Genomic DNA, 24839 nt, shown 5'->3' on the forward strand with positions numbered 1-24839 from the left:
CCGGAGCGGCTGGTTCTACGTGACTAGCGCCCAGCGGGGGTTCAGGGTTGTCCACGGTAATCCTGGGGGGCAATCCGCAGGAGGGTGAAGGGATAGATGATGGTGGCGTAGAGGGTGCCATCGCGGGCCATGTGGAGGGCCATGTGCACGTGCAGCGGGGTGATGGTGCCGTCCGGCAGGGTATGGAAGCCGTGGCTCCAGGGTTTGGGCTTGCCGTGGGCATCGTGGAACTGGAACCAATCCTTGTTGCGGACGGCGATCACGCCGTGATCCACGGTTTGGTTTCGAGCTGGGTCATAGCTGACCAGGTGGTGCAGGTAGCCTTTGCCAAAGCCGGTGTCATTGTCCACACGGATGAGCACATAGACCTTGCCGTCATGGCCGACGATGAGGGAGCCGCGGGAATCGAAGCCTTTCCCTGGCAACAGCCGGCCGAGGTCGGCGACAGGAACGCTGGGACCGGCGGCGGTCAGGTCGATGCGGAAGAGGCGGGAATCCGACATGCGAATCAGGTAGGCTGTTTTGCTGTCTGCAGTCTTCGCCCAGCATGCCGGACCGAGCTTATCATCGGCACGCCCGACCGGCTGGCCATTAGATGCCAGTGTGAGATACTCCAGCTTGCGGGTTTTGGGATCGTAGCGGATGAGTTGAAAGTCCCGGCTCAGGACTACGGCGCGGTTCTGGGCGTCCAGAAGCGTCTGAGCGTAAGGGGTGAGGCGGAGTTTGGGGTCCGGCTCATGATAGCGGCGGGTTTTCAGGTCCAGGATCATCCAGTGATGCTCTTCGCAGGTGACGACATAGACCAGGCCGGCGTCCTCGTCGGCTGTCACGTCATTGACACCTTCTCCCGGATAGGGCATGCCCAGGCATTCGGCCTTGTCGGTCTTGGGATCGTACACGATGACGTAACCGCCGGGGTAATCGGCGGTGTCCTCCTTGCCCCGACGGTAGCCCTGCTTGCTGCCGACGTAGATTTTGCCGGAAGGGGCCACGAAGTTCCGCGTGTGTATCTTGGCCTGAGCGGCATAGGTGGGCTTGGCTGGTGTGGGCAGGCCGCAGACCTTGTTCACATCCACGACGATCCGCTGGCGCTCTGTCACCGGATCGAATTCGACCAAGTAAGCGTTGAAGCCATAAGCGGCGGTGCCGACGTAGATTTTGCCGTTGTGCCCCTCGCAGAGGGAAAAGTAGCCGGATTCATCGGTGTGGGTTTCCGGCAGAATGTGGTAGGCTTTTCCCCATACATAGCGGAAGGGGGCCTTGGCGGGCGGAGCGGGCGGGGCAGCCGGCGCCTGAACCGAGGCGGGCCGGAGCGGGGGCCCGGCATCTGCCAGGCCTGGCGTCGCCGGTGGGGCGGCGGCCTGCAGCCCAGGACTGCCCATTTCAGACGGTACGAAGGGCAGGAGCAGGACAAGACCCGCCGGCAGATACCAGAGGGCTTTCGGCACCAGGCGGTCAGCGAGCGATTTCATGGGTGGTTCCTCCGAAGAACAAGACAGTCAGGGAGAGGTCAGTCAAACTTCGGGTGGTTCCAGGACATTCGGCAGCGCGGCGTTGGCAGCGTGCATGGGGCAGCGGGCATCCGGCAGTGCGGGAGGGAAGGTCCGGCAGCACGGGAAGGGAAAGCTCGTGCTGGGGGAGGGCGCCGTCCGTTGGCCGCCCTGGGTGCTGATGCGGACTGACGGCAAACTACCGGTCGATCAGCAGCATATCCGCGACATCGAGCGGCACGTTCAGGCGCAGCCCCTCCGGCGTCTGGGTATATTGTAACTCGCCCCGTTCGACGGAGCGGATGCGGCGTACCTGGGGCAGATCGCGGATGAGCACATTCAGTTGGGGGATCGGCCGGCCGCTCCAGTTGATCAGGGGGATGGCCAGGCGGGCCGGCTGACCCTGAAGCGCGGGCGTGTCGATGCAAGTGGTTTCCACCAGTTCCGCCTCGACGAGCACGGGGCGGAGACGGGCATCGTCCGGGGGCAGGAAGTCCTCCACCAGGCGGGCGCGGAGGTGGCGATCCAATTGGGTGGGGAGGAAGTGGGCGTAGCTGTGGGGAGAAGCGCCGCGATCCACGGGGCGCAGAGGCAGGCCGCTACGCAGATACGCCTGGCCGGGGAGGAAAGCGAAGAGCACGGCGCGCCCCCGTCCATGTCGCTGGACTGTCACCGCTGGGGTGCCATCGCGGAACCGGCCGGCCACCTGCGCCGTCTTGACCGTCAACGCTTGCTTCCAGGCCACTACCGGGACTTTCTCGATGCGGCGGTGGGGTTCCCCTTGTCCCCCGGCGCCTGCTTTCCCCGCCTCAGCTTTCCCGGCCTCGGCCTTCCCCCGTAGAAGGGAGCCATCCCAACTGGCATAGTCCCACGGTTCATAGCGGGGCAGGTCCTGCTTGGCGAAGAAGGGGGCGTTGGGGTTGCCGTGCAAGTAGCGCGGGACCAAAGCGGGGTCCGTTTGGATTGGGCCGCTCTCGACGCCGTAGAGGACCGCCGCGGCAGGATTGTCTTTCTGGAACTCATTGCGGAAGCCGCCGCCGCACAGGGCGACGAGCGTTCCGCCGGCTTCCACCCACTTCTGCAAGGCGGCCAGGCAGCGCGAGTGCAGATACTGCTGCGTCACATAAATGACCGCGTAGTCCTGGGCGCGGCCTTCGATGACGTCGTCTTCACTCAGGAAATCGACTGGCACCTGGGCATGCCGCAGGGCGAAATAGAGCGCCTTGCGTTCGTTGTTGTGCAACGCCAGGGAGAAGTTGTTCACGCCGGTGATCAGCTCATCGACGCTGGACAGGAGCAAGGCGACGCGGCCCGGCCGCACCCAGCCATCGACGACATAATCCTCGAAGATGCCGGCTTCGTGGGTGCAGCGGTGGATCATCCGCCACATGGGGAGATCCTCGGTATCGACGTAGTTTTCCGTGTAGGCGACGCTCAGAGGAGTGGCGGTGAAGTAGTTGATGATCTTCGCTCCGTGGGCGATGGAGCAATAGAAGCTCTGGCGGAACTCGCGGGGGATTTGGCCGGGGGAATGCGGCATGACGTACATGTGGATGGGCAGGCGGTCGTATTTGGCCCCGGCGCGCAAGCCGCTGAGCAGATAGCCGACGACTTGCGGGCTGAACTCCGCCACCTGCCAGGCGTAGTCCTCCGTCCAGGGCATGCTCATGGCTCGCAATTTGAAGGGGCGGATGTAGTCGATCTCGCTGACCAGGTAGTTGGCATGGGGCGAATAGTTGGCGCCGGTGAGCACGCCGTGGGTCTTGTAATAGGCCGTGGCAGCGGCGTAGCGTGCCCCGCCTTTTTCCTTGGCCGCTAACTGGGAGTAGTAGAAGAGCGGATCGTTGCGGTCGCTGGTGAAGCGGATCGGCCCGTCATACTGGATGCCCCGCGCTTGCAGCCAGGCGGCGAATTCCGCATCGGTCATTTTGTCGGCGGGCAGATGGATTTCATCTCCGTAGCTGACAATGAGCACATCGCTGAGTCCCCCGGGTCGCTTGGCGACTTGCTGTTCAATCCATTTGAGATCAGTGTTGCCCCAATGGGCGATCAGGCCGCGCTTTTTCCCCTGGCCACCGACCGTGGTGTTGTCGCCGAGGGCGAGGGCCAGTTGCCGTCCTTCCACGGAGTCGCCGGCGGAGATGCCGTAGATGAGCAGCCGTTCGGGCACGCGCCCCACCGGGGGGAACTTTTTCACTTCCGCTAAAAGGTAAGCCAGTGCTTCCTTCTGGGTGCGGATGTGCGGCAGCCAGTAACGCTGCTTGAGGATGTTCGCCAAAGCCGGATTGGGATGCACGCAGCCGGGAATGTCAAAGGTGTAGGCGGTGCGCTCGGCGAGCGGAGCGCGCACAGTCACATCCTTGATGACACGGATGCCGCCCTGCCCATCGGGGACGCCGAACTCGTAGCGCAGATAAACCTCCTGGGTTTCCTTCCCCTTCGGTTTGCCACCCTGGGCTGATTTGCCACCCTGGGCAGGTTTTCCACCCTTTGGGACTTGGCCTTGCGCCGGGGGGTGGAAGTATAGCACCTGGGCCGCCCACTGCCCGGTGTTCAAAGCGTCGCACGACTGGCCGAGGGGCACCCAACCGGAGCGGTCGCCCGGCCGCAGATACTGCTCTTCGGGGATTGCCTTGGGCCAAGGGAGCAAGGGGGCAAGGTGTTCAGGCCGCACTTGCTGGGAACGGGGGCCGGCCAGTTGATAGGCGGTTTCTGTCACCGCTCGCCCTTGGCGCAACACCAGGGTGGTGGGCCAATCCCGGACGTGCACCCAATACGGCGAATGCTGGGCTTGCATCGGCGGAAGGGTGACCGCCACCGGGGCGGGGGCATCCGCGGGATTGGTGATCCGCAGGAACAGGTCCCCCTCCTGGACCAGCCAGCCGTCGAACTCTAAATACCCCGTTTTTTTCTGCCGTTCCATGCCGGCGCGATCGTTGGTCAGGCAGACCACATCGACATGGCGGCGGGCCGCCTGGCGGCGCGGCCGGCCTCCCTCCACTTGCGCCGTGGCCAGCAAGCGCAGAGTCGCAGCTCCTCCTTCTAACCGCACCTGACCCGGATGCTGCCAAACGATGTTGTCCGTCGCACTCCAGCCATAGCGCACCATCGGTTCCCGCTTGTGATTGTTGAACGCCCAGATTTTCGGGTCCTGCAAGCGGCCGCAGTCCCAGCGGGCCACCACCTTCCCTTTCTGTTCCACTTCGACCGTAAACTCGCAGGAGAAGTCATACGGCTGCTCGTAACGCACCAGCAGCTCGTAGGTGTCCTCATACGGCACGTGGATGGTCTGCTCCGCGATCGCCGTTTGACCCGGCGGCAACTGCTCCGGCGCTCCCAGGCAGGCCATGCGGGACAGGAAGGTGATGGCGAAGGTGCAGGCAAAGTAATTCTCCCGGTACGGCACAATTTCCCAGCCGGACTTGATCGTGAAGTCTTCCGCCTCGGCCAGCAGGCGGACCGGGAGGCGTTCGGAACCCGCGCCGGACCGAGCAGCAGCGTTTGGAGCGGCGGGCTGGTCCTGAGCCAGAAGGGGCGTTCTCTCCTGCCCGTTCCCATCTGCTACTTGCCCGTTCGCATCTGCCAGGAGCATGCCGACTGGTGCGGGAGCTACCTCTCCCCCTGCGAGGAGCAGACCTAGCAGGGCGGCGGTCAATGTTGCTTGGGCCAAGCGGAAACCAAGGGGCGATGGTAGCCTGGGCATGGTGCAAATCCTCGTGAGACACAGCTTGTCACATGGGGAGGGATATTACTGGGGAACCTCATGGTAATCTCACCGGAGCGGGAAAGCAAGCTAGCAAACTGTCCCTGGCGAACCAGTGAGCGGGCATCCCCATGCTACTAAGGTCTTTTCCCGGCGACACCGGCCGTTCCCAAAGTTTGTTCCCAGAGCTTCGGTTTCCTTGCACACAGACCCCAAACTTACGGCGATGGCTCAACTTTCTCCCGGATTCGGGGAGGAAAAAGTCATGAGAAATGGCGGCGGCGGGAAACAATGACTGGTGCCGTGGGTTAGACTCAATGGAGTGATGTTTGTGGGAACGGTGAGTGATCGACGCGGGTGATTCAACCGGGTCCAGAGTCTGGAACGGATCGGCGAACTCCGTGCAGGATGCGGCATCCTCGGAAACAACATGGAGCAACGGAGGGGAGGAGTCCCTGGTGTTGGCAGGCGGGTCGATCCCTCCGCTTGGGGATCCCTCCGCTTGGGACTGAAAGGGGAGGAAGTGCGATGCACGGGCCGGCGCGGTTGCTTCTTCGGGGGCTGTTCCGAGGGATAATCATCCTTTGGGGGCTGTTTCTGGGGGCGATCCTGGGGGTCGGGATGACCCTGCTGGACGGAGGGTCGCTCCTGGCCCAGCGCGCGGTGACGCAGTTTGTCGAAGACCCGACGCCGGAGCAAGTGGCCTTCTTCGAGAAGAAAATCCGGCCGGTGCTGGTGGAGCACTGTTACAAGTGCCACGCAAGCACGGCGGAGAAGGTACGGGGAGAATTGCTGCTGGACAGCCGGGCGGGTGTGCGGCAAGGGGGGGCCGGGGGAGCGATCATCGTGCCGGGCCGGCCGGACAAGAGCCGGTTGATCCAAGCACTGCGGCATACCGATCCGGACACCGCCATGCCGCCGAAGGGGAAGCTGCCGGAGGCGGTGATTGCGGATTTTGAAGCCTGGGTGCGGATGGGCGCTCCCGATCCGCGGGATGGCACCGCTGCGTCACCGAATCATAAATATGCGATCGATCCGGTCAAGGCTCGGAATCACTGGGCGTTTCAGCCGCCGCGGCGTCCCCCCGTGCCGGCGGTTCCTCCCTCCGCGGCGGGGACACCGGTGCAACCGATCGATGCCTTCGTCATCGCCGCTCGCCAGGGGAAGGGGCTGCAACCGGTGGGGTTCGCCGATCCCCGCACGCTATTGCGCCGAGTCTATTTCGATCTCATCGGCCTACCCCCGACCCCGGAGGAAGTGGAAGCCTTTCTCAACGACACTTCGCCGCAAGCCTTCGAGAAAGTGGTGGACCGCCTGCTCGCCTCGCCGCACTTCGGGGAACGCTGGGGCCGACACTGGCTCGACCTCGCCCGCTATGCCGAAAGCACAGGCAAAACCGTCAACACGAATTATCCCCACGCCTGGCGCTACCGGGATTATGTCATCGCCGCCTTCAACAACGACAAACCGTATGACCAATTCATCCGCGAACAGATTGCCGGCGACCTGCTGCCGACTGAGGACCCCAAGCTCAAGGCCGAGCGGCTCATCGCCACGGGATTTTTGGCCATCGGCCCCAAGGCGCTCAACGAGTTCAATACCTTGCAGTTTGAACTGGATGTCGCCGATGAGCAAATCGATGCCGTCACGCAGGTGTTCCTGGGACTGACCATCGCGTGTGCCCGCTGCCATGACCACAAGTTCGATCCCTTCACCCAGCGGGATTACTATGCGCTAGCCGGTATCTTCCGCAGTACACAGACCTGCTACGGTACCATTCGCCAGGTTCAAGCTCAGCGTCCCAGTCCGCTGCTGGAGTTGCCCAAGGACTGCGGCCTGCCACCGGGTACGCCGGAGAAACTCAGCGCTGCGGAGCGCGAACGCCTCCAGCGGCAGATCGAAGAGTTGAACAAGCAGATCGGGGAAAGCAACGATTTCATCCGGCGGTTGATTCTGAGCGCTCAGGTGGCGGGGATTCGCAGCCGGTTGGATTCCTTCGATGCTCAAGGGGAACCGAAACTCCTGGCGATGGGGGTGCGAGACAAGCCGCCGCCGCGGGGTTTGGGCGGGGGTCCATTCGGGCCGCGTCCAGGTCCGTTTGGGGGAGCGGGAGGCATGATGCCGCCGCCGCGGGCCAATCGCTTCACAGGCCAGACCGTCATCGGGGACAGTCCGATTTTTACCCGCGGGGAACCGGACCAGCCGACGGCGGAGGTGGTGCCGCGTGGGGTTCCCGCTCTCCTGGCCCGGCAACCGCTGCGGATTCCGGCCAACACGAGCGGCCGCCGCCAGTTGGCGGATTGGATCGCCTCCCCGGACAATCCTCTGACCGCCCGGGTGTTCGTCAATCGCGTCTGGCTGCATTTGTTTGGCCGCGGCCTGGTTCCCACGCCGGATAATTTCGGCCTGGCCGGCCAGCCGCCGACCCACCCGGAGCTGCTCGACTACCTCGCCGTCACCTTCGTCCAGGAGGACCGCTGGAGCGTCAAAAAGCTGATCAAGCGAATCGTGCTGACCGAGACCTACCGCCTGGACAGCCGCTGGGACCGCCCCAATTATGAGCGGGACCCGGACAATGCCTATCTGTGGCGGATGACGCCGCGACGGCTGGAAGCGGAGTGCCTGCGGGATGCCATGCTGGCGGTCAGCGGGGAATTGCAGCGGACGCCGCCGGTCGGTTCCCCCGTGGCCCGCGCCGGGGAAGGCCCGACCAATCTGCCGCGCTTCGGAGTCGGCAATCTGTCCCTGGCTGCCAACGATCCCCGCAACAGTCACCGCAGCATTTATCTGCCGATTCTCCGCGAGATGCTGCCGGATGCTCTCGCCCTCTTCGATGCGCCGGACCCCAGCCTCATCGTCCATGAGCGGCCCGCGACCACCGTACCGTCCCAGGCCCTGTTTTTGCTCAACAATCCCTTCGCGCTGCGCTGTGCGGATGCCCTAGCTGGCCAGATTCTCCGCTCCGGCTCCAGCGACAGCGAACGGATCCGTTGGGCGTACCTCCGCTGCTTCAGCCGCCCGCCCACCGCCGCGGAAATCCAACACGCCGAGCAGTTCCTGGCCGATTATAAGGCCCAACTGACCCGCGAACGGGTTCCCAACTACCGCAAAGAGCGCCAGGCCTGGACGGCCCTAGCCCAAGCCCTCCTGGCAAGTGCTGAGTTCCAATACCGCCGGTGACGATGGAATGCCATCGGTGGTGGGATAGCCCCCTGCTATGAGACTTCGAGGTTTCGTGATTACTCCCGCTTGGCGACCCATGACTCCACTTGATGACGACCCAGGATTCCACCTAGCGCCCCCTGACTTCATCTGGCGACTAGCGAACACGAGGAACACAAGGAGGCCAGCGATGACGCCGCATGACCCCATGGCCCGTGAGACTTCCCCAGGCCGGAATCCGGCTTGGCCCATCCTATCGCGCCGCGCTTGGTTACAAAGCACAGCGTCGGGTTTCGGTTATTTGGCGTTTGCCGCCTTGGCCTATGAGCAGGCTTTGCGCGATACCGCCGCGGCTGCCACCGAGAATCCATTGGCTCCGAAGCCGCCGCACTTTCCCCCGAAAGCCAAGCGGGTCATCTTCCTGTGCATGGACGGCGGCCCGTCCCATGTGGACACCTTCGACTACAAGCCGCGCTTGAAAGCGGATGACGGCAAAGCGCCGCCGCGGTCGGGGGGTGGAGGATTCCGCTTTGGCCGCCTGATGGCTTCGCCATTCCAGTTCCGCCAGCACGGCCAGAGCGGGCTATGGATCAGCGAGCTGTTTCCCCAGCTTGCCCGGCATGCCGACAAACTCTGCCTGCTTCACGGCATGCAGACCGATTTACCCAATCATCCCCAGGCGTTTTTGCAGATGCATTGCGGCATCTTCCAATTCCCCCGCCCCAGCATGGGCGCTTGGATTCTCTACGGTCTGGGGACGGAAAACCAGAACCTGCCGGGCTTCATCACGATCAATCCGCCGCTGGGGAATGGGGGTCCGGCCAATTACGGCGCGGCTTTCCTGCCGGCGATGTATCAGGGGACGCGGATCGGCCGGGGCTTCGGCGGTTTTGGCGGACCGGGCGGCCCGCAAGCGGTGGCCAATTTGCAGAATCCCCGTCAGTCCCTGGCGGCGCAGCGCGTGCAGCTCGATTACTTGCAACGTCTCAACCGCCAGGCGCTGGACGAGAGCGGCGGACATTCCGAGATCGAAGGCTTGATCGCCTCCTATGAGCTGGCCTTCCGCATGCAGGGTGAGCTGCCGAAGCTGCTGGACATCAGCAACGAGTCGGCGAGCACCTTGCGCTTGTACGGTTTGGACGGTCGCGGGTCCGCCGCGGCACCGGGGGGAGCGGGAGGCAATCCCGGACCAGCGCGGGCGGCGTTTGCCCAGCAATGCCTGCTGGCCCGCCGCTTCGCCGAGGCGGGCGTCCGCTTCATCGAAGTCACCCTGGGCGGATGGGACCACCATCGGAACATCAAGGAGGCGCTGGCCGCGTCCTGTGCCGCCATCGATCAGCCGATCGCCGCCCTCCTGCAAGACCTGGAACAGCGCGGTTTGCTCCGCGATACTCTTGTGCTCTGGGGCGGGGAGTTTGGCCGGACCCCCACCGCTCAAGGCGATGGCCGCGATCACAACGCCCGCGGCTTCACCATGTGGATGGCTGGCGGGGGCGTCAAAGGCGGCTTCGCCTACGGGCGCACCGATGACCACGGCTTTGAAGCCGTCGAAGGGAAAGTCCACATCCACGACTGGCACGCCACCATCCTCTACCTCCTCGGCCTCGATCATGAGAAACTGACCTACCGCCACGCGGGGCGGGACATGCGCTTGACCGACGTCAAAGGGCACGTCGTCAAGGAGATCATCGCCTAACATCTCCCAGGGGATGCCGTCCTGGAGATCAGCGCTGAGACTGCTGCATTTTCCCCAAAGGATCGAGCTTGACGCCCCAAAGGATCGATCTTCACGAAGAGGGTCCATCCCTTTTATCAAGGGGCAATCGTGGAGCTGGGGAGAACTCCAGGCCTGTCTTCCTCACCGCGATGGGAGCCGCGATGGGAGCCGAAACTTGCCGCCCGTTACCGGGGTATCCCGTAGAGGTATTCCGCATGGGTAGAGAGATTTCGTAGTGAGGTGGCGGTAGGGAACATCGGGAGGTCGTAAGGAGGATTTATGGATCGCAGGGGAACACGACGGAGCGGGCGGATCGGGGGGCTGCTGGGCGGCGTGCTGCTCGTCGGGGGGGCGTTGCTCGTCCTCCGGCCGGTGTGGGCGGACCCTCCGAGTGCAGGGGCGGCCTCTTCCAGCGGTTCCTCGGTTGCGGCGGCGCCTGCGGAATCGCCTCCATCTCTCCGGGAAGCTCCGCGGCCATTACCCGCAGCGGAGGCCGGCATCGGCCGGTTGATCCCGGATGCGGCCTGTAGGGACAGTCAGGGCCGCACAGTGCGGCTCACGGAGCTTGTGGCGGGCAGTCCGTGGACGGTGTTGGCGTTCACCAATGCCACCTGCCCGCTCTGCCGTAAGTATGCCCCGGTGCTGGCCCGCCTGGAGAAGGAGTACGCGCCGCGGGGGGTGGCCTTCGTCTTTGTCAATCCGACGCAGAAAGACAAGCCGGACGATGTGCCGTTTGCAGGCCGTTACCTTCTCGACACGCCGGGGAAGTTGCGGGCTGCCCTCGGAGCCACCTCGACCACGGAAGTTTTTGTGTTGGATCAGCGCCGGACCTTGCGCTACCGCGGCGCCGTGGATGACCAATACGGCCTGGGTTACGCCCTGGAATCGCCCCGGCAACGGTATCTGGCGGCGGCTTTGGACGAGTTGCTCGCGGGCCGCTCGCCCACGGTCGCTGCGACCACGGCGCCAGGGTGCGTGCTGGAGAAGGAAGAGGCCGCTTCCGCGCCGACCGTGCCGCTGACCTACCATGCCCGCATCGAACGCATCATCCAGGTGCATTGCCTGGAGTGCCACCGCCAGGGAGGAGTGGCGCCGTTTTCGCTGGAGACGTATGATGACGTGGCGGCCCATCGGGGGATGATCCGGCGGGTGGTGATGGAAGGCCGCATGCCTCCCTGGCTGGCTGCTCCCCCGCCGGCAGGCCAGCCCTCCCCCTTCCTCAACGACCGCCGCCTGCCCGAAGCGGACCGGCGCGACCTGCTCGCCTGGCTGGCCAGTGATCGGCCCCAGGGCGATCCCGCGGATGCCCCCTTGCCCCTGCGCTTCGCCTCCGGATGGACCATTGGACAGCCCGATGTCATCTACCAGTTGCCGCAGCCGATCGCCGTCAAGGCGGAAGGCACCATGCCGTACCAGAACGTCTTCATCGATACGGAGTTTGAAGAGGACCGTTGGGTGCAAGCGCTGGAAGTGCAGCCGACGGCGCGCGAGGTGGTCCACCACGTCCTGGTGTTCACGCTCCCGCCAGGCAGCCGCCGGATCGTGGGGGGAGAAACCACAGGCTTTTTCGCCGCCTACGTGCCGGGGAATAACAAGCTCATCTATCCGCCCGGCTACGCGAAAAAGCTGCCGAAGAAGGCCGTGCTCCGCTTCCAAATCCATTACACGCCCAACGGCAAGCCCACGACGGATCAAACCCGCCTGGGTCTGATCTTCGCCAAGGAGAAGCCGCGCTACGAAGTCCAGGTGGCTGCCATCGCCAATCTGGGTTTCCGCATTCCGCCGGGAGCTGAGAATCACGAAGTGTCTGCCCGCCTGCCCGTGCCCTTCGATGTTCGCCTGCTGGCCCTCTTTCCCCATGCCCACCTGCGCGGCAAGGCGGCGCGATACGAGCTGCGCACCCCGGACGGAACGGTGACGACCTTGCTCCACGTGCCCCGCTACGACTTCAACTGGCAGCTTGAATACCGCTTCGCCCAGCCGGTCGCCGTGCCTCGCGGCAGCACCCTCATCTACCGCGCTTGGTACGACAACAGCGCCAACAACCCCGCTAATCCGGACCCGACCCGCACGGTCCGCTGGGGCGAGCAAACCTACGACGAAATGCACCTGGGTTACGTCGAATACGTCGTGGACGGGTTGGCCGGTCGCATGGCCCTGCTTCAGGGCGGCTTGGGCGGCAATCCCGGCGGCCCGCCCCCTGCCGACGTCCGCTTCCCCCCAGAAGGGGTACCCATCCCGGAACGCTTCCAGCGCCTCTTCCAGCGCTTCGACACCAACGGCGACAAACGCATCGACCCCAAAGAGTTTGAACAACTGCCCCCCTTCCTCCAAAACGGCGTGCTGGAATACCTCCGTGCCAATCCGCCGCCCGCCCCTCCGGACAAAAAGGATTGAGCCGGGACCGCCCGCCCCTCCGAACAAAATGGATTGAAGCCGAAGGTCCGCACTTCTCTGATCGAAGCGGTGACGCCCGGTTGTTCCACCCGGCGTGGAGGGAATGATCACGGCCCGCCACGAGGAATGACGCCAACCTGGCACGGACACGCCAAGGATCACAAGGCATCATGCACGGGGTGAGAATAACAATGCTGTCTTGGCCTGAATGGGACGGGACTATCGGGAGAAACGGAGGGTCGCTCACAAGGCCAGGAGGAATTGGCGGAACGAATGCGGATTTTACCCCTGGCAGCGGGGCGAGCTGCGGCTTACAACGGCGGTATGAGCAGCCCAGAAACACTTCCCGGATTGGACCCGTTGACTTTGCTTCAGCCGCGGCGGCAGATTCACGGCATTTCCGCTGTTTTGCTGCCATTTACCGAGTCCGGGGATATTGACTGGCCGTCCCTGGCCGCCCACTGTGTGCGCACGGCGGAAGCAGGTTTGACCCCCGCGGTGAACATGGACACGGGTTACGGCCACCTGTTGACGCCGGAAGAGCGGCGGGCGGTCCTCGCGGCGGTGCGCTCGGCTTTGGGCCGCCGCCCCTTCGTCGCCGGGGCTTGGGTCACGGACACGCCGGGCGCCCCTTTGCAGCTCGATGCTTACCGCCGCGCCGTGGAGGAAATCCAGGACCACGGCGCTATCCCCGTCATCTTCCAATCCTACGGCTTGACCAGCTTGCCGGAGGACCAACTCCTGGAGGCGTATCGCCAACTGGCGCAGGTGTGCGACCAGTATCTGGCCTTCGAGCTGGGACCCGTGTTCGCGCCGTTTGGCAAAATCTATTCCCTGGAGGTGTTCCGCGAGCTGATGGGTATTCCCCAGTGCCGCGGGGCGAAACATTCGTCTTTGAGCCGCTCGCTGGAATGGCAGCGCTTGCAGGTGCGCAACCAGGTCCGCCCCGACTTCCGCATCTACACCGGCAACGACTGGGGGATCGACATGGTCATGTACGGCAGCGATTACCTGCTGGGGCTGAGCACCTGCGCTCCGGACCTGTTCGCCCGCCGCGATCGTTACTGGCGGGACGGCGACCCTGCCTTTTACGAACTCAACGACCGCTTGCAGTATCTTGGCTGGTTTGTCTTCCGCCCGCCGGTGCCTGCGTATAAACATTCCGCTGCCATGTTCCTGAAAATTCGCGGCTGGATTCCCTGCGATGCCACCCATCCCCGCAGTCCCACCCGCCCGGATTCCGACCGGGACGTTTTGCGGGACATCGCCCAGCTTCTGGGTTGCTGAACTCAGCGGAACCTCTCCCAGCTTCACGGCTGTTGCCTATCCGGTAGTTGCCTCCCGGCAGTTGTTTACCCGGTAGTTGCCTTGACGGCGGTGGGCACCGCTCGGCGGCTGAGGGACGCGACCTTTTGGAACAGCCCGCCCTTTCTGCGGTCCTTTGGCGCAGTCTGCCCTTTCTGCGGAATCTGTCAGAAAAATGCCCGATGTCGCTGGAGGGGGGAACGTCGGGAGGGGAAAAGGAACTTCAGGACTGGCGCGTGAGGCGCAGGCCGATGGGGAGCGAATCGCCGAAGAGGCGGGAGGAGTCCTCGCGGGCTTGCGTGGCCACCTCTTCGACCATGCGGAGCCAAGCGGCTGGGGCTTGCTGCTGGCGGAGGGTCTCCAGGACGCGCCGCCGGAGGGTTTCCTCCAGATCGAGTGCTCGGATGCCGCTGCGGCGGGCGAGATGGGTCAGGCAGAAGAGCCATTGATGCCGCTGCTGCTCATCAGGGGGTGTGAAGCCGAGTAGGGTTTCGACCCAGCGGCTAGCGCTTTCCGGATGGACGACGGTGTTGAGCGGGCCGTACAGCAGGACGCGCGCACCCAGGCGGGTCAGGGACCAGAAGAGGTAGGGGGGAAGGGGCGTCTTTTTCAGATCGCGCAGGAGTTGTTCCGCCAGTTGCTCTTTGGTGCGGGGGTCGAGACGTTCCAGAGCAGCGGCGGCACGCCACATTTCGATGTATTCATTGGCGGCGGGGCGGGAGAAGGCCTTGCCTTTCTGCGGCAGCAGGATAGGACGCAGGCGGGAGAAGAGTTGCTGCTGCAGCGCCGTGTTGAGGCCGCCGGCCACTCGGCGCCACATGATCCAGTATTCCGCACCGCCTTCACCCACGGCGGCCTTGTTACTGGTGGGTCCGGCGCTGGCCGCCGACATGATCAGCTTCCAGAGCGACTCCACGCGGTAGCGATCCAGCGGGTCGCCGAAGCCGGGGCGCAGGACAAACCCGCTCAGGTTGTACCAGCGGGCGAGATGGGCGGGGGACTTGCTCCGCCCTGCTGCATGGGCTTCCAGGGCGTCCCAGAGGCGGCGGCAGACCGTGGTGGGCCAGTCGCTGCGCGGGCTCTCGAGCACCTCTTCCAACTGGCGGGTCAATTCCTGGGCCGTCGGCGTGGGCGCAGGAGAAGGGCGAGCCGCCGCTTCCGCACTGGCCGAGGACGAACTCCCGGAAGCGAAGACTTGGGCAATCAGCGTCTGCGCCGCCTGGATTTTCTCTTCAGGGAAAACATCCACCAGGCGTGCCGCCCCGGCGACGTCTTCGGTCTCGGCCTCTTTACCCGGCGGTTGCAGCACTTCCCGCAGGTTAAACTCCAGACGCCAGCGATTCCCTTCGCGGGATTCGCAGAACAGTTCAAGGGTGCCGATCTCAGTACAGCGGGCCGCTAGGGTGACTGGCACCCGTTTGACACCGGCACGTTTGCCGCCGCGCAACAGGGTATGCAGAGGAGGCAAAGGGAGCAGGGCGCTGGGGGGCAAGCGCAGGAGCTGGCCAGGCTGGTCCTCGCCCCGCACCGTCGAACTGTAGAGGGGAAACAGCACCGGCTGGCCCAGGGTCAATTCCAGCACCGGCTGGGGAATGCGGATTTCCGTCCCTTCTTCCATCCGCCGCGGGACGACGCAGAGCACCGGGATGCTGTCCGGTTCGGCGGGGGAAGCATTGGGGGAAGCCGGGGGAGTAGCTTCGCTGGGGGTGGCTTGCGCGGGGGGGGAAACGCTTGCCGAAGCCGAAGCGGGCCACTCTGGGACGGACCCCTCGGCATTCAGCGCTGTTGAGTCCGTATCGGGGCGTGCGGAGCCGCCAGGCGATTTTGGGGAAGAGGAGGGAGCGGCAGGGGCTAAGTCTTCGGTGGCGATCTGGATGTAGTAGGAGCGGGGAATGCCCCCCCCGATGCGCCGCCCCCCGGTCGCTTTGAGCCAAGCGAAGTAGGCGGCCCCCCAGGCCACGGCCAGGTCCAGGGAGGGACTGGTCAGGACCAGCGGCTGCCAGGGTTGCCCGGCGGTGGCGAACCAACTCTGGAGCACTTCCAGGAGGCGCTGGCGGACGCTCGCCGGCTGGAAGACGCCGCCGTTGAACAGGATGGCATCCGGGCGGGTGTCTGGAGGCAGATGCCGCCGCAAAAAAGCGGCCAGGTGGCGGGTGATCCCCGGATCGCTGACATAAGGCAGTCCCATCTCCTGGAGACCCAAGTGGTCGTTCCCCTGCTGCGGTTCGGCCTGGAAGGGGACGTGGGGGAAGAAACCCTCGAAGAGGAATTGCCGCACCTGCTGGGGTTGCAGGGTCAGGGAGAGGGAGCCGCCGACCACGGTCCGGCCTCGTCCCATGACGGTGACGGGATATTGGGGCGGAGGCGGGTCAGCCAGCAGGGCCTCCTTGGCCAGCCGGCACGCCTGAACCAAAGCGCCAAAGCGTGCGCTGTCGAGACGCCCGCCCGGCAGGTGCGGCTCCCATTGTTTTTCCACCCAGCGGGCCAGGGCGAGGTCCATGTTATCCCCGCCGAGCAAGAGGTGATCGCCGACGGCTTCCCGGACAAAGGCGGCCTCCCCGTGCTCTTCCTCCACGCGGATCAGGGTGAAGTCGGTGGTTCCACCGCCGACATCGACGACCAGGCAGCGCATTCCCGGCCGCAACTGGGCAGCTTCCGCCGGAGCATGGGTGCCCAGCCAGGCGTAGAAGGCGGCTTGCGGTTCCTCCAGCAAGGTCACTTGCTGCAAGCCGGCGTGCCGGGCCGCTTCCGCGGTCAAGTTGCGGGCCACATCGTCGAACGAAGCCGGGACGGTGATAACTACCCGCTGCTCTTCCAGGCGTTCTTCGGGACTGCGCTGCGGTTGGCTGTTCCAGGCGTGCACCAGGTGGCGCAGGTAGCGGGCGGATGCCTCCAGGGGAGACAGACGCGGCACATCAGCAGGTGCGCCCCACGGCAAAAGCGGAGCGGTGCGATCCACCCCCGCATGGCAGAGCCACGATTTCGCGCTGGACACCTGCCGGCCGGGCACCTTGGCTCCGTGGTCGCGGGCGAAAACCCCCACCACCTCCGCGGCCCCTTTCTCCCAGGGGACATCCAAAGCTCCGGGCGGGAACTCCGTGGCGGCAGGCAGATACAGGAAAGAGGGGAGCAAAGGGCGCGCGGCCACCTCTCCCGGTGCCACCACTTGCGGGATCGGGAAGGTGTGCAACTTCGGCCCGCCAGGCGAGCGCTCCCGGCTGTCCACATAGGCAACCGCTATGTTCGTCGTGCCCAAATCGATACCGACATGATACCGTGCCATAGCCGTGGGGTGACTCCTATATCTACAAATCGCCGGGTGTTCCTTCCCGCCAGACTGCACCGTCCGGGGCTTGATACTGATGGCTGGTGTACAAGCAGCCCGCCCGCCTCTGGAAGAATCCGCCTCCCGTGCTACTGCTGTTTTAGGATGGGACATTGGCGGTGCGAACCTCAAAGCGGTCCTGCTGGCCCCATCGGGCCAACCGCTCCAGGCAATCAGCCGGCCTTTTCCCCTCTGGAAGCAACCGGACAGGTTGGCGGCAACTCTCGCGGAGCTGGCGGCGGCATTTCCACCGGCGGCGCTCTGGGCGGTAACAATGACCGGCGAGCTGTGCGATTGTTTTTCCAGCCGGCGGGAAGGCGTTTCCGCGATTTTAGATGCTGTGGAACAGGCAGCCGGTGCAGCCAGCGTGCGGGTCTGGACCACGGCCGGCCAGTTCGTGACCCCGGACAGGGCACGGCGGGAAGCGCTACGGACGGCTTCCGCCAACTGGCATGCCCTGGCCACGGCGGCGGCCCGCCGCTTCGCCCCCCACGGCTCTGCCTTGCTTTGCGACATCGGTTCGACCACCACCGACGTGATCCCCATCCTTCAGGGCCGCCCCTGCCCCAGCGGTTGGACGGATGAAGAACGCCTCCGCAGCGGGGAGCTGATCTACCGCGGCGTCCGCCGCACACCCCTGTGTGTCTTGATGCCGGAAAAAACCTGCGCGGAATGGTTCGCTACCACCCTGGACCTGTTCCTGATTGTGGGCGATCTGCCGCCGGATGCCAGCGATACAGACACGGCGGATGGCCGGCCCGCGACCCTCCCGTGCGCTTACGCCCGCCTGGCGCGCCTGTGGGGAACCGACAGCGAACGGATGCATCCGGACGCCTTGCTTCGCCTGGCCGCTCAGCTCCGCCAGCGTCTGGAAGAGGAAATCACCAGCGCCTGGACGCAGGTCTGCCAGCAGGACGGCGGAGCGCGCTGGCCGCAAACCATCCTCCTGTCCGGCAGCGGGGAATTCCTGGCGCGGCGGGTGCTGCCCCGCTTCCTCGCGCTGCACTCCCAGCAGCCGGTCCCCCGGATTCTCTCGCTCGCGGAACAGCTCGGTCCCCGGCTCTCGGCCGCAGCCCCGGCCTGGGCCGTAGCGGAATTGGCACGCCCCTCCGCCGCTTAAGCATGCGGTCTAACGGCTGCTTCCAGGATGCCCCGCCCGCGGTTGCCGCCCCCTCTGAGGTCTCCAGTGATTCCTTCTCTCCCCGCCCCGGCCTGCACCGCCGCCTACGATAATGGTGTCGGGAGTGCTGCCGCCAAAAACTTTCTGACTAATGGTCGATGAAGACCTGGGCAACTGAGGAGAAGGGCAGGATAACGAAAGCGGTCGGGGAGTTCGGAAAGGCGGGGAGCGTGGAGCGAACGCCGATCAGCGGGTCGGATGAGTGACAGGGGGATGGCATGCAGACGGTGATAATGAGTGACAGGGGGATGGCATGCAGGTGGTGGTGATTGGCGGGGGGCTGGCGGGGCTGGCCGCCACGGTGGCCCTCGCCCGGCGGGGAGTGGCGGTGACCTTGCTGGAAGCCCGCCCCCGCTTGGGAGGCCGGGCCGGCTCATTCCGCGATACTCCCACCGGCCAGTGGCTGGATGTCTGCCAGCATGTGGCGATGGGGTGCTGCACGCAGCTATTGCAGTTCTTCCGCACGGTGGGGTTGCAGCATTATCTGGTGGCGCAGCCTCGCTTGGTTTTCCTGACGCCTGAAGGCCGGCATAGTTACTTTCAAGCGGCCTGCTGGCCGGCGCCGTTCCACCTCAGCCGGGCCTTGCTCGCCGCCCACTACCTGACCCCCGGCGACAAAATCCGCATCCTGCGCGGACTGGCCGCCCTGCTACGCTGCGATCCGGACGAGGACGTGCCGCTGGAACCCTGGCTGCGCACCCACGGCCAGACGGATCGCACCTTGGCCCGCTTCTGGAACACCGTGCTGGTCAGCGCCTTGAACGAACCCTGCGCCACGGCGGGACGCAAATATGCCCGCAAGGTTTTTGTCGAAGGCTTCCTCCAGCAGCGCGACGGCTGGAGGGTCCACCTTCCGATCGTACCTCTGGAGCGCCTCTACGGTTCGGAGTTGCAGGCCTTTTTTGCCCGGCATGGGGTGAGGGTCCGCCTCCAGGCCGCCGTCCGCCGTCTGCTGCTCGATCCGCTTCAACCGCGGGTCGCTGCCGTCGAACTCCGGGATGCTTCCCGCCTGCAAGCTGACCACTACATCCTGGCCGTGCCGTTCTATCGCCTGCCGGACCTGCTGCCTCCGTCCCTCTTCGAGCAGTTTCCGGTCTTGGACCGCATCCGCCAATTGGAAACCGCCCCGATCACCAGCCTGCATCTCTGGTTCGACCGACCCGTATTACCCTGGCCCCATGCTGTTGTGGTCGGCGGTGTGTCCCAGTGGCTTTTTCGCCGTCCCTTCCCCGCTGGCGTGGAGCTGAACGGCACGGAGAACTTCTCCCCAGAAAACTCCTCGCCTTCCGCGGATGGCCATTCCGCCACGGTTCTGCCCTCTCCGCAGCAGCCTGCGGTTCCGCCTGCGGTTTCCGCTGAGAGCCATTACCTTCAGGTGGTCATCAGTGCCTCGACGGCTCATCTGGCGGGGGGACATGCGGACTTGCAGCAGCGCGTCGTACAGGAACTACGGCAACTGCTCCCGGCGGCCCGGACTGCCCGCCTCCTACACGCCCGCGTCATCACGGAGCATCAAGCCACCTTCCGCCCCGTGCCGGGTGTCGATCGCTGGCGCCCGCCCCAGGCTTCGCCGCTCTCCAACCTGGCCCTCGCCGGGGATTGGACCGCCACCGGCTGGCCCGCCACCATGGAAAGCGCCGTCCGCAGCGGCTATCTGGCCGCCCAGGTCGTCTTGCAGCGAGCGGGAGAACCGTCTTGACCTCCCCGCGACTCCTCATTTCCTCATTTTGACTCTCCCCGCCAGCCTGTCCAAATAAACCAACTTTTTGGGGAAGTCCTCTGGAATTTTCGTCTATATCGGTTATGGAGCGGACTTTTGTTCGCTCAGGTGGAAACGGTGGGTGGAGCTGCGGCCAAGCCGTTGCAGAGGGGTGACCCTGAAGGAAGGCGGAGGGGCGATCATGACGGAACCATCTTCAGCCGCTCAGCGTTTGGGTGATGCAGGTTCTCCGCTGGGAACCGTCCGCATTCTTCGAGAACCTACCATCTACGTTTTGGGTCGCCAGATGCTCAACACCGAGGAGTTGCGCCGCTTCCTGGCCGATCATGGCGTCACCTGGTCCAGTGACAGCGACATCCCCGCCGAGATACTCTGCGAAACCGCAGGCCGAGTTTGCTACATGAGCTTTGCCCGACCACGACCCGGCGGCAACAAAGCTTACCTCCACCACATCAAAGAATCCGGCCACGGCTCCGTCCTCGAACACGCTGTCTGGAACTTCCTCATCACCGGCGTCAGCCGCAGCCTCACCCACGAACTGGTCCGCCACAGAGCGGGCTTTGGCTTTTCCCAACTCTCCCAGCGCTACGTCGATGAAAGCGTGGCGGAATATGTGGAGCCGGACATCATTGCCCATGACCCGGAATTGCATGCCGTCTGGCTGGAGGCGATTCAAACCGTCCACCAGGCTTACGTCCAGCTCGTCGAGCTGCTCCAGCGCAAGCTGCCAGAAATGGAGGACAAGACCCTGCGGCGCAAGCTGGCTCGTCAAGCCGCCCGAAGCGTTCTGCCCAACGCCACTGAGACCAAGATATTCATCACGGCCAACGCCCGCGCCCTGCGGCACTTCCTCGAACAACGGGGCAGCCGCCACGCCGAGCCGGAAATCCGCAAACTCGCCAATCGCCTGCTGGACATACTCCAAAAGGAAGCCCCCAACCTGTTCGGGGACTACCAGCGCGTCGATCTGGGCGACGGCACCTTCGAGATCGTCACGGCGTACCGTAAGGTGTGAAAGGGCGAGGGGTCGGCATTCCCGATAGTCCGTGCCGGTCTAGCAACGTTTGGAGAGTTGGCTGTGGCGATACGCGTAGATCGGTCTGTTTCGGCAGGGTCGGTTCTGAGGAGCTTTGAGGCCGGGCGGAAGGGGAGCACAGGTTTGTGCCCTTGCGCCGGGGGATTACTGGACGGTGACTTCGTGTTCCGCCCGGACCGCGATTTCGGTGAGTTTGGCGGCAGTGACGCCGACGCGCTCGAAGCATTCGGCCACGATGCTGTTGGGGGTGGTGAAGAGAGTGATGAGAAGGTCCAGGGGGGTGATGCGCGAGCGCCCGCAGTCTTTGGCTCGCTGAAGGGCATCGCGGAGGATGCGGATGACATTGTCTGAGAGGAATTCGCGGTTGAGCAGAAGGGGGGGAGGGGGTTCGCCGTCCGTTTGGAGGAAGAGTTCGCGGAATTGTTCGAGCAGGTTGGGGATGTCGGCACCGAGGCGGTTGGCCCATTTATGCACGCCGCTATCGGGAGCGGCGAGTAGGCCCATGAAGAGGTGCGGCGTGCGCACGCTGTCCCAATTGGTGAGACGCGCTTGGGTCAACGATTCCCGGATGGCACGGGCCGCCGCATCAGTCAGTATGTCGGACCGCAACCGTCCGCCTGCAAGGAAAATATCGTCGTCCACGGCTCGTTCCATTGGCTAACCGGGGGGTGCGGGAAGCGGTATCTGCCCCACCCGCCCGAAGACCGAGGGATTCCTACTCCGGCTAGCCGTGATTATGGCACCATCCCGCCAACTCTTCAAGCGTTTTTGCACCGCTTTTTGACGATTTTTCCTTGCTCATCAGCTTTCTGAGTTTCAGCAGGAAAAGAGAAGGGGTGGAAAGGATGGCCTGGACCGGAGAAGGGACGGCAGGGGGAGGGACCCGATCAACAGGGGAGGGGCGGAGGGGAGGCAGGAGGGGACCAGGGAAACCAGCCGCCGGTCGCCTGCCCAACTTGCCCCGGCCTGGGAAAGCGACCCCAGCGGTGGAAGGACAGGACCGCTTCCGTTACCGAGTTTCTCAGTATCCTGATCCTGGGGGTTTCCCGTTCCCCTGTCCTGACGCACGGAGGAACCTGCGTGTGACCAGAGCGACTACCTGGACCAGCCATGCTCGTTTCGGCAGGCTTTTCGGAGTGTTTTCGCTAGCGATCTCTCTGCTGGCGGCATCTCTGCCAGCTATGCCTCTGTTGGGGATGACTCCGCGAGGGATGCGGGGGCTGTCGGCCCAGCAGCCTCCCAAGGCGGCTCAAGCGGTTGTCGTCGATACCGAGGGTCAGGAAACGGCCCTTCAGCAGGTGGAATGGAGCGGCAATGTCCGGCGCCTGGCTTGGCTGGCGGACCCCAACGCCGCGGACGAAGACGGACGGCGCGGACCTTTGGCCCTGGTCATCCGCGAACCCCATTCCACGACCTTGACTCAAGGCGTGCTCACCTTCGTGCCGGTCCGGTCCTTGGCGGCGGTCGAGTTCGATTACGACCGGCAGTTCGTCACCTATCGCATCCAGGGTCTCCAGCAGGCCTTGACGGGAACCCTCCAATACCGCGGGATCAACACTTTCACCCTGGCCGGCCTGACGGCTGCGGGCGAGAAGCGGACCTTTTCCGGCGGGGTTCGGGGCGGCAAAATGTCGGCCATCCGCAGCGTGACTTTTCCGCAAGCCCAGCCACTGCAACGCCCACGGGAAGGCCTGGCCTGGAATGTCCAAATCCTCCAACCGACGGCGAACGATCCTCTCGTGCCGGCCCGCAATCTCAAGCCGCTCTTCGCTCTGGCCGGCGGGCGGGAACGCCTCCGGGACGCTCTGCCGCTGCGCAAGGCCGAGCCGCTCCCCTTCGGCCCCCAACTGCTCCGCTGGGAAATGCTCGCCCATGACCCCAACACCCACCATGCTGCCGCCGAAGTGACACTGGCTGGTCAAGGCGAACGGCTCGTCATCATCCCCCTGACCCTGCCGGAGGAAGGACAGACCGCGCAGCTCCTCGGCCTGCTAGGCGAAACCGACGCCGGCTGGAAACTCTTCCCCCTCCACACCATCCGGGTGATCACCCCTTCCAAGCGGAAAATCGAGTGACCACGGCCCTCGCATCGCAGCCGGCATGTGCCCTGAAACACTTGCCGCCTGACGGCTTTCCCATCGTGCGGCCCTTCTTCCTGGGATGCTGCACCTTGCCAGGCCAACGGCTGCGGCGATGCCTCTTTGTAACCTCTGCGCTGGGGAAATCATCCTGAACGGTGACGCTGGAACGCTGCCCTCAGGTACTACTACTGAGGTGGTACAAGGCGCAGCCGTGTGTAAAATGGCAGTGGTGATCCATGACGGGAACACCGCGAAACGACCTTTAACACGAGGAATTGACGTATGGCCAGTCCCAATGTGGTCGAATTGACCGAGCAGAATTGGCATGAGCATGTCGGCGGCGATACGCTGGTGGTGGTGGATTTCTGGGCCCCGTGGTGCGGCCCCTGTCGGGTCTTGTCGCCGATCATCGATCGCCTGGCCGACCGCTACGCGGGCAAGGTTAAGGTCGCCAAACTCAACGTCGATGAAAACCCCAATCTCGCGGTCAAATACGACGTGATGACCATTCCGCGCATCATCTTCTTCAAGGGGAGCGATCGCCCGCTCTACCAGGAAGTGGGATTGGTGTCGGAGGATCACCTGGCCCGGCTCATCGACAAGTACAAGTGAGGAGACGGCGGTTCCGGCATTGAAGGAACCGGAGGGTCGGAGTTGCCCAGGAGCCGCTGATCCTGGTCGCCGATCCTGTCCGGCTTCCGTTCACACTTGCAGCGAGCCGATGATGTCGCTGAGGCGGCGGGCGCCGAGTTGGGCCACGGCTTCCGGCAGGGCTTGGGCCAGGCGCGAGCTGACGCTGGGATCGTAAAAATGAGCGGTGCCGATCTGGACGGCGGAAGCCCCGGCCACCAGGAACTCCATAACGTCATCGAGCGTGGCAATGCCTCCGATGCCGATGACCGGCACGATGCGGCGCCGGGCAATGGCCCAGACCGCGCGTAGTGCCAACGGTTTGATCGCCGGGCCGCTCAGTCCGCCGGTGACATTGCCCAGACGCGGGCGCTGCCGCCGCCAGTCGATGGCCATCCCCAGATAGGTGTTGACGGCGCTGACGGCATCGGCTCCCCCCTCCGCTGCCGCCGCTGCGATCGCGGTGATGTCCGTCACGTTGGGCGTCAGCTTGGCGATGATCGGCACGTGGGGACAGGCCTGACGGCAGCGCTGCACGATCCGCCGCGTCCGCTCCGCATCCGTGGCAAAGTCCAATCCCCCGCTCACGTTGGGGCAGGACAGGTTCAGCTCCAGGGCGGCGATCTCCGCTCCGCGTTCCGCCACATCCGCGGCCAAAGCCACAAACTCGTCCTCGCTTTTGCCGGCAATGTTCACAATGATCGCGGTCGGCAAGGTGCGCAAATACGGCCAGTGGTGCTCCCAGAAGTGCTCCCAGCCGTCGTTGTCTAAGCCGATGGCGTTGAGCAGGCCGCAGGGGGTCTCCACGGTGCGCGGCGGGGGATTGCCCGCGCGGGGCTGCCGGGTCACCGTCTTGGGGATCAGGCCGCCCAAGTGGCGGAAGTCGAGGTAGTCCTCCATCTCCCGCCCGTAACCGATGGTTCCCGAAGCCGCCAGAATCGGATTGCGCAAGCGCAAACGTCCCAGTTGGACGCTCAAATCCACCATGCTGGCTCCTCTTGGCCGGCGGAGCGATACTCCATCCTCCCACCGGAGTGGCACGCCCTCCAGTCCCGCCCGAATCTCGGACACCCCGGAGTACCCGCCTCCCGGC

The 24839-nt window shown here is 64.6% G+C and carries 14 protein-coding genes; 9 read left to right on the top strand and 5 right to left on the bottom strand.

The features are described from left to right. Positions 1 to 41: 41 nt before the first annotated feature. Both H0921_RS12270 and H0921_RS12275 read right to left on the bottom strand, forming a co-directional pair. A complete protein-coding gene (locus H0921_RS12270) occupies positions 42 to 1472 on the bottom strand; it encodes an NHL repeat-containing protein (protein WP_194538499.1) in 1431 nt (476 codons plus the stop codon). Positions 1473 to 1689: 217 nt separating this feature from the next. Next, positions 1690 to 5193: a hypothetical protein gene (locus tag H0921_RS12275; protein ID WP_194538501.1), complete on the bottom strand. Its 3504-nt coding sequence runs from the start codon at positions 5191 to 5193 to the stop codon at positions 1690 to 1692. A gap of 528 nt (positions 5194 to 5721) precedes the next feature. Between H0921_RS12275 and H0921_RS12280 the strand changes: the two genes are divergently transcribed. The 4 genes from H0921_RS12280 to H0921_RS12295 all read left to right on the top strand — a co-directional run bounded on the left by H0921_RS12280 (position 5722) and on the right by H0921_RS12295 (position 13756). Then, a complete protein-coding gene (locus H0921_RS12280; RefSeq protein WP_194538503.1) occupies positions 5722 to 8373 on the top strand; it encodes a PSD1 and planctomycete cytochrome C domain-containing protein in 2652 nt (883 codons plus the stop codon). A gap of 172 nt (positions 8374 to 8545) precedes the next feature. Beyond that, positions 8546 to 10051 carry a DUF1501 domain-containing protein gene (locus H0921_RS12285; RefSeq protein WP_228499549.1) on the top strand — a complete coding sequence of 502 codons (1506 nt, stop codon included), beginning with the start codon at positions 8546 to 8548 and terminating at the stop codon, positions 10049 to 10051. A gap of 300 nt (positions 10052 to 10351) precedes the next feature. Continuing rightward, a complete protein-coding gene (locus tag H0921_RS12290) occupies positions 10352 to 12469 on the top strand; it encodes a redoxin domain-containing protein (protein ID WP_194538505.1) in 2118 nt (705 codons plus the stop codon). Positions 12470 to 12742: 273 nt separating this feature from the next. Next, positions 12743 to 13756, top strand: coding sequence for a dihydrodipicolinate synthase family protein (locus H0921_RS12295; protein WP_228499552.1), 1014 nt, complete (start codon positions 12743 to 12745; stop codon positions 13754 to 13756). Between the two features lie 241 nt (positions 13757 to 13997). Here H0921_RS12295 and H0921_RS17960 read toward each other — a convergent pair whose 3' ends face one another. Then, positions 13998 to 17057 carry a hsp70 family protein gene (locus tag H0921_RS17960; protein WP_228499554.1) on the bottom strand — a complete coding sequence of 1020 codons (3060 nt, stop codon included), beginning with the start codon at positions 17055 to 17057 and terminating at the stop codon, positions 13998 to 14000. Positions 17058 to 17136: 79 nt separating this feature from the next. On the opposite strand from H0921_RS17960, the gene H0921_RS12310 reads away from it, so the two are divergent. The 3 genes from H0921_RS12310 to thyX all read left to right on the top strand — a co-directional run bounded on the left by H0921_RS12310 (position 17137) and on the right by thyX (position 21014). Next, complete coding sequence (locus H0921_RS12310; RefSeq protein WP_194538507.1) at positions 17137 to 18219, top strand: hydantoinase/oxoprolinase family protein; 1083 nt, start codon at positions 17137 to 17139, stop codon at positions 18217 to 18219. Positions 18220 to 18532: 313 nt separating this feature from the next. Then, positions 18533 to 19978, top strand: a complete 1446-nt coding sequence (gene hpnE / locus H0921_RS12315) for a hydroxysqualene dehydroxylase HpnE (RefSeq protein WP_194538509.1) — start codon at positions 18533 to 18535, stop codon at positions 19976 to 19978. 202 nt (positions 19979 to 20180) lie between these two features. Next, positions 20181 to 21014 carry an FAD-dependent thymidylate synthase gene (gene thyX / locus H0921_RS12320; RefSeq protein ID WP_194538511.1) on the top strand — a complete coding sequence of 278 codons (834 nt, stop codon included), beginning with the start codon at positions 20181 to 20183 and terminating at the stop codon, positions 21012 to 21014. A 165-nt stretch (positions 21015 to 21179) separates the two neighbouring features. Here thyX and H0921_RS12325 read toward each other — a convergent pair whose 3' ends face one another. Beyond that, positions 21180 to 21677: a Clp protease N-terminal domain-containing protein gene (locus H0921_RS12325; protein ID WP_194538514.1), complete on the bottom strand. Its 498-nt coding sequence runs from the start codon at positions 21675 to 21677 to the stop codon at positions 21180 to 21182. A gap of 440 nt (positions 21678 to 22117) precedes the next feature. Here H0921_RS12325 and H0921_RS12330 point away from each other — a divergent pair, with 440 nt between their 5' ends. Further along, complete coding sequence (locus H0921_RS12330; RefSeq protein ID WP_194538516.1) at positions 22118 to 23110, top strand: hypothetical protein; 993 nt, start codon at positions 22118 to 22120, stop codon at positions 23108 to 23110. Positions 23111 to 23398: 288 nt separating this feature from the next. Beyond that, positions 23399 to 23728 carry a thioredoxin gene (trxA, locus tag H0921_RS12335; protein ID WP_194538518.1) on the top strand — a complete coding sequence of 110 codons (330 nt, stop codon included), beginning with the start codon at positions 23399 to 23401 and terminating at the stop codon, positions 23726 to 23728. Between the two features lie 90 nt (positions 23729 to 23818). Here trxA and H0921_RS12340 read toward each other — a convergent pair whose 3' ends face one another. Continuing rightward, positions 23819 to 24733 carry a dihydroorotate dehydrogenase gene (locus H0921_RS12340; protein ID WP_194538529.1) on the bottom strand — a complete coding sequence of 305 codons (915 nt, stop codon included), beginning with the start codon at positions 24731 to 24733 and terminating at the stop codon, positions 23819 to 23821. Between the last annotated feature and the right edge of the window lie 106 nt (positions 24734 to 24839).

The organism is Thermogemmata fonticola (genome assembly GCF_013694095.1).
In the GTDB taxonomy this organism is placed as follows: domain Bacteria; phylum Planctomycetota; class Planctomycetia; order Gemmatales; family Gemmataceae; genus Thermogemmata; species Thermogemmata fonticola.

Coding starts and splice junctions, on each gene's coding strand:
- H0921_RS12270 (WP_194538499.1), bottom strand. CDS start 1,472: ATGAAATCGCTCGCTGACCGCCTGGTGCCGAAAGCCCTCTGGTATCTG.
- H0921_RS12275 (WP_194538501.1), bottom strand. CDS start 5,193: ATGCCCAGGCTACCATCGCCCCTTGGTTTCCGCTTGGCCCAAGCAACA.
- H0921_RS12280 (WP_194538503.1), top strand. CDS start 5,722: ATGCACGGGCCGGCGCGGTTGCTTCTTCGGGGGCTGTTCCGAGGGATA.
- H0921_RS12285 (WP_228499549.1), top strand. CDS start 8,546: ATGACGCCGCATGACCCCATGGCCCGTGAGACTTCCCCAGGCCGGAAT.
- H0921_RS12290 (WP_194538505.1), top strand. CDS start 10,352: ATGGATCGCAGGGGAACACGACGGAGCGGGCGGATCGGGGGGCTGCTG.
- H0921_RS12295 (WP_228499552.1), top strand. CDS start 12,743: ATGCGGATTTTACCCCTGGCAGCGGGGCGAGCTGCGGCTTACAACGGC.
- H0921_RS17960 (WP_228499554.1), bottom strand. CDS start 17,057: ATGGCACGGTATCATGTCGGTATCGATTTGGGCACGACGAACATAGCG.
- H0921_RS12310 (WP_194538507.1), top strand. CDS start 17,137: ATGGCTGGTGTACAAGCAGCCCGCCCGCCTCTGGAAGAATCCGCCTCC.
- hpnE (WP_194538509.1), top strand. CDS start 18,533: ATGCAGGTGGTGGTGATTGGCGGGGGGCTGGCGGGGCTGGCCGCCACG.
- thyX (WP_194538511.1), top strand. CDS start 20,181: ATGACGGAACCATCTTCAGCCGCTCAGCGTTTGGGTGATGCAGGTTCT.
- trxA (WP_194538518.1), top strand. CDS start 23,399: ATGGCCAGTCCCAATGTGGTCGAATTGACCGAGCAGAATTGGCATGAG.
- H0921_RS12340 (WP_194538529.1), bottom strand. CDS start 24,733: ATGGTGGATTTGAGCGTCCAACTGGGACGTTTGCGCTTGCGCAATCCG.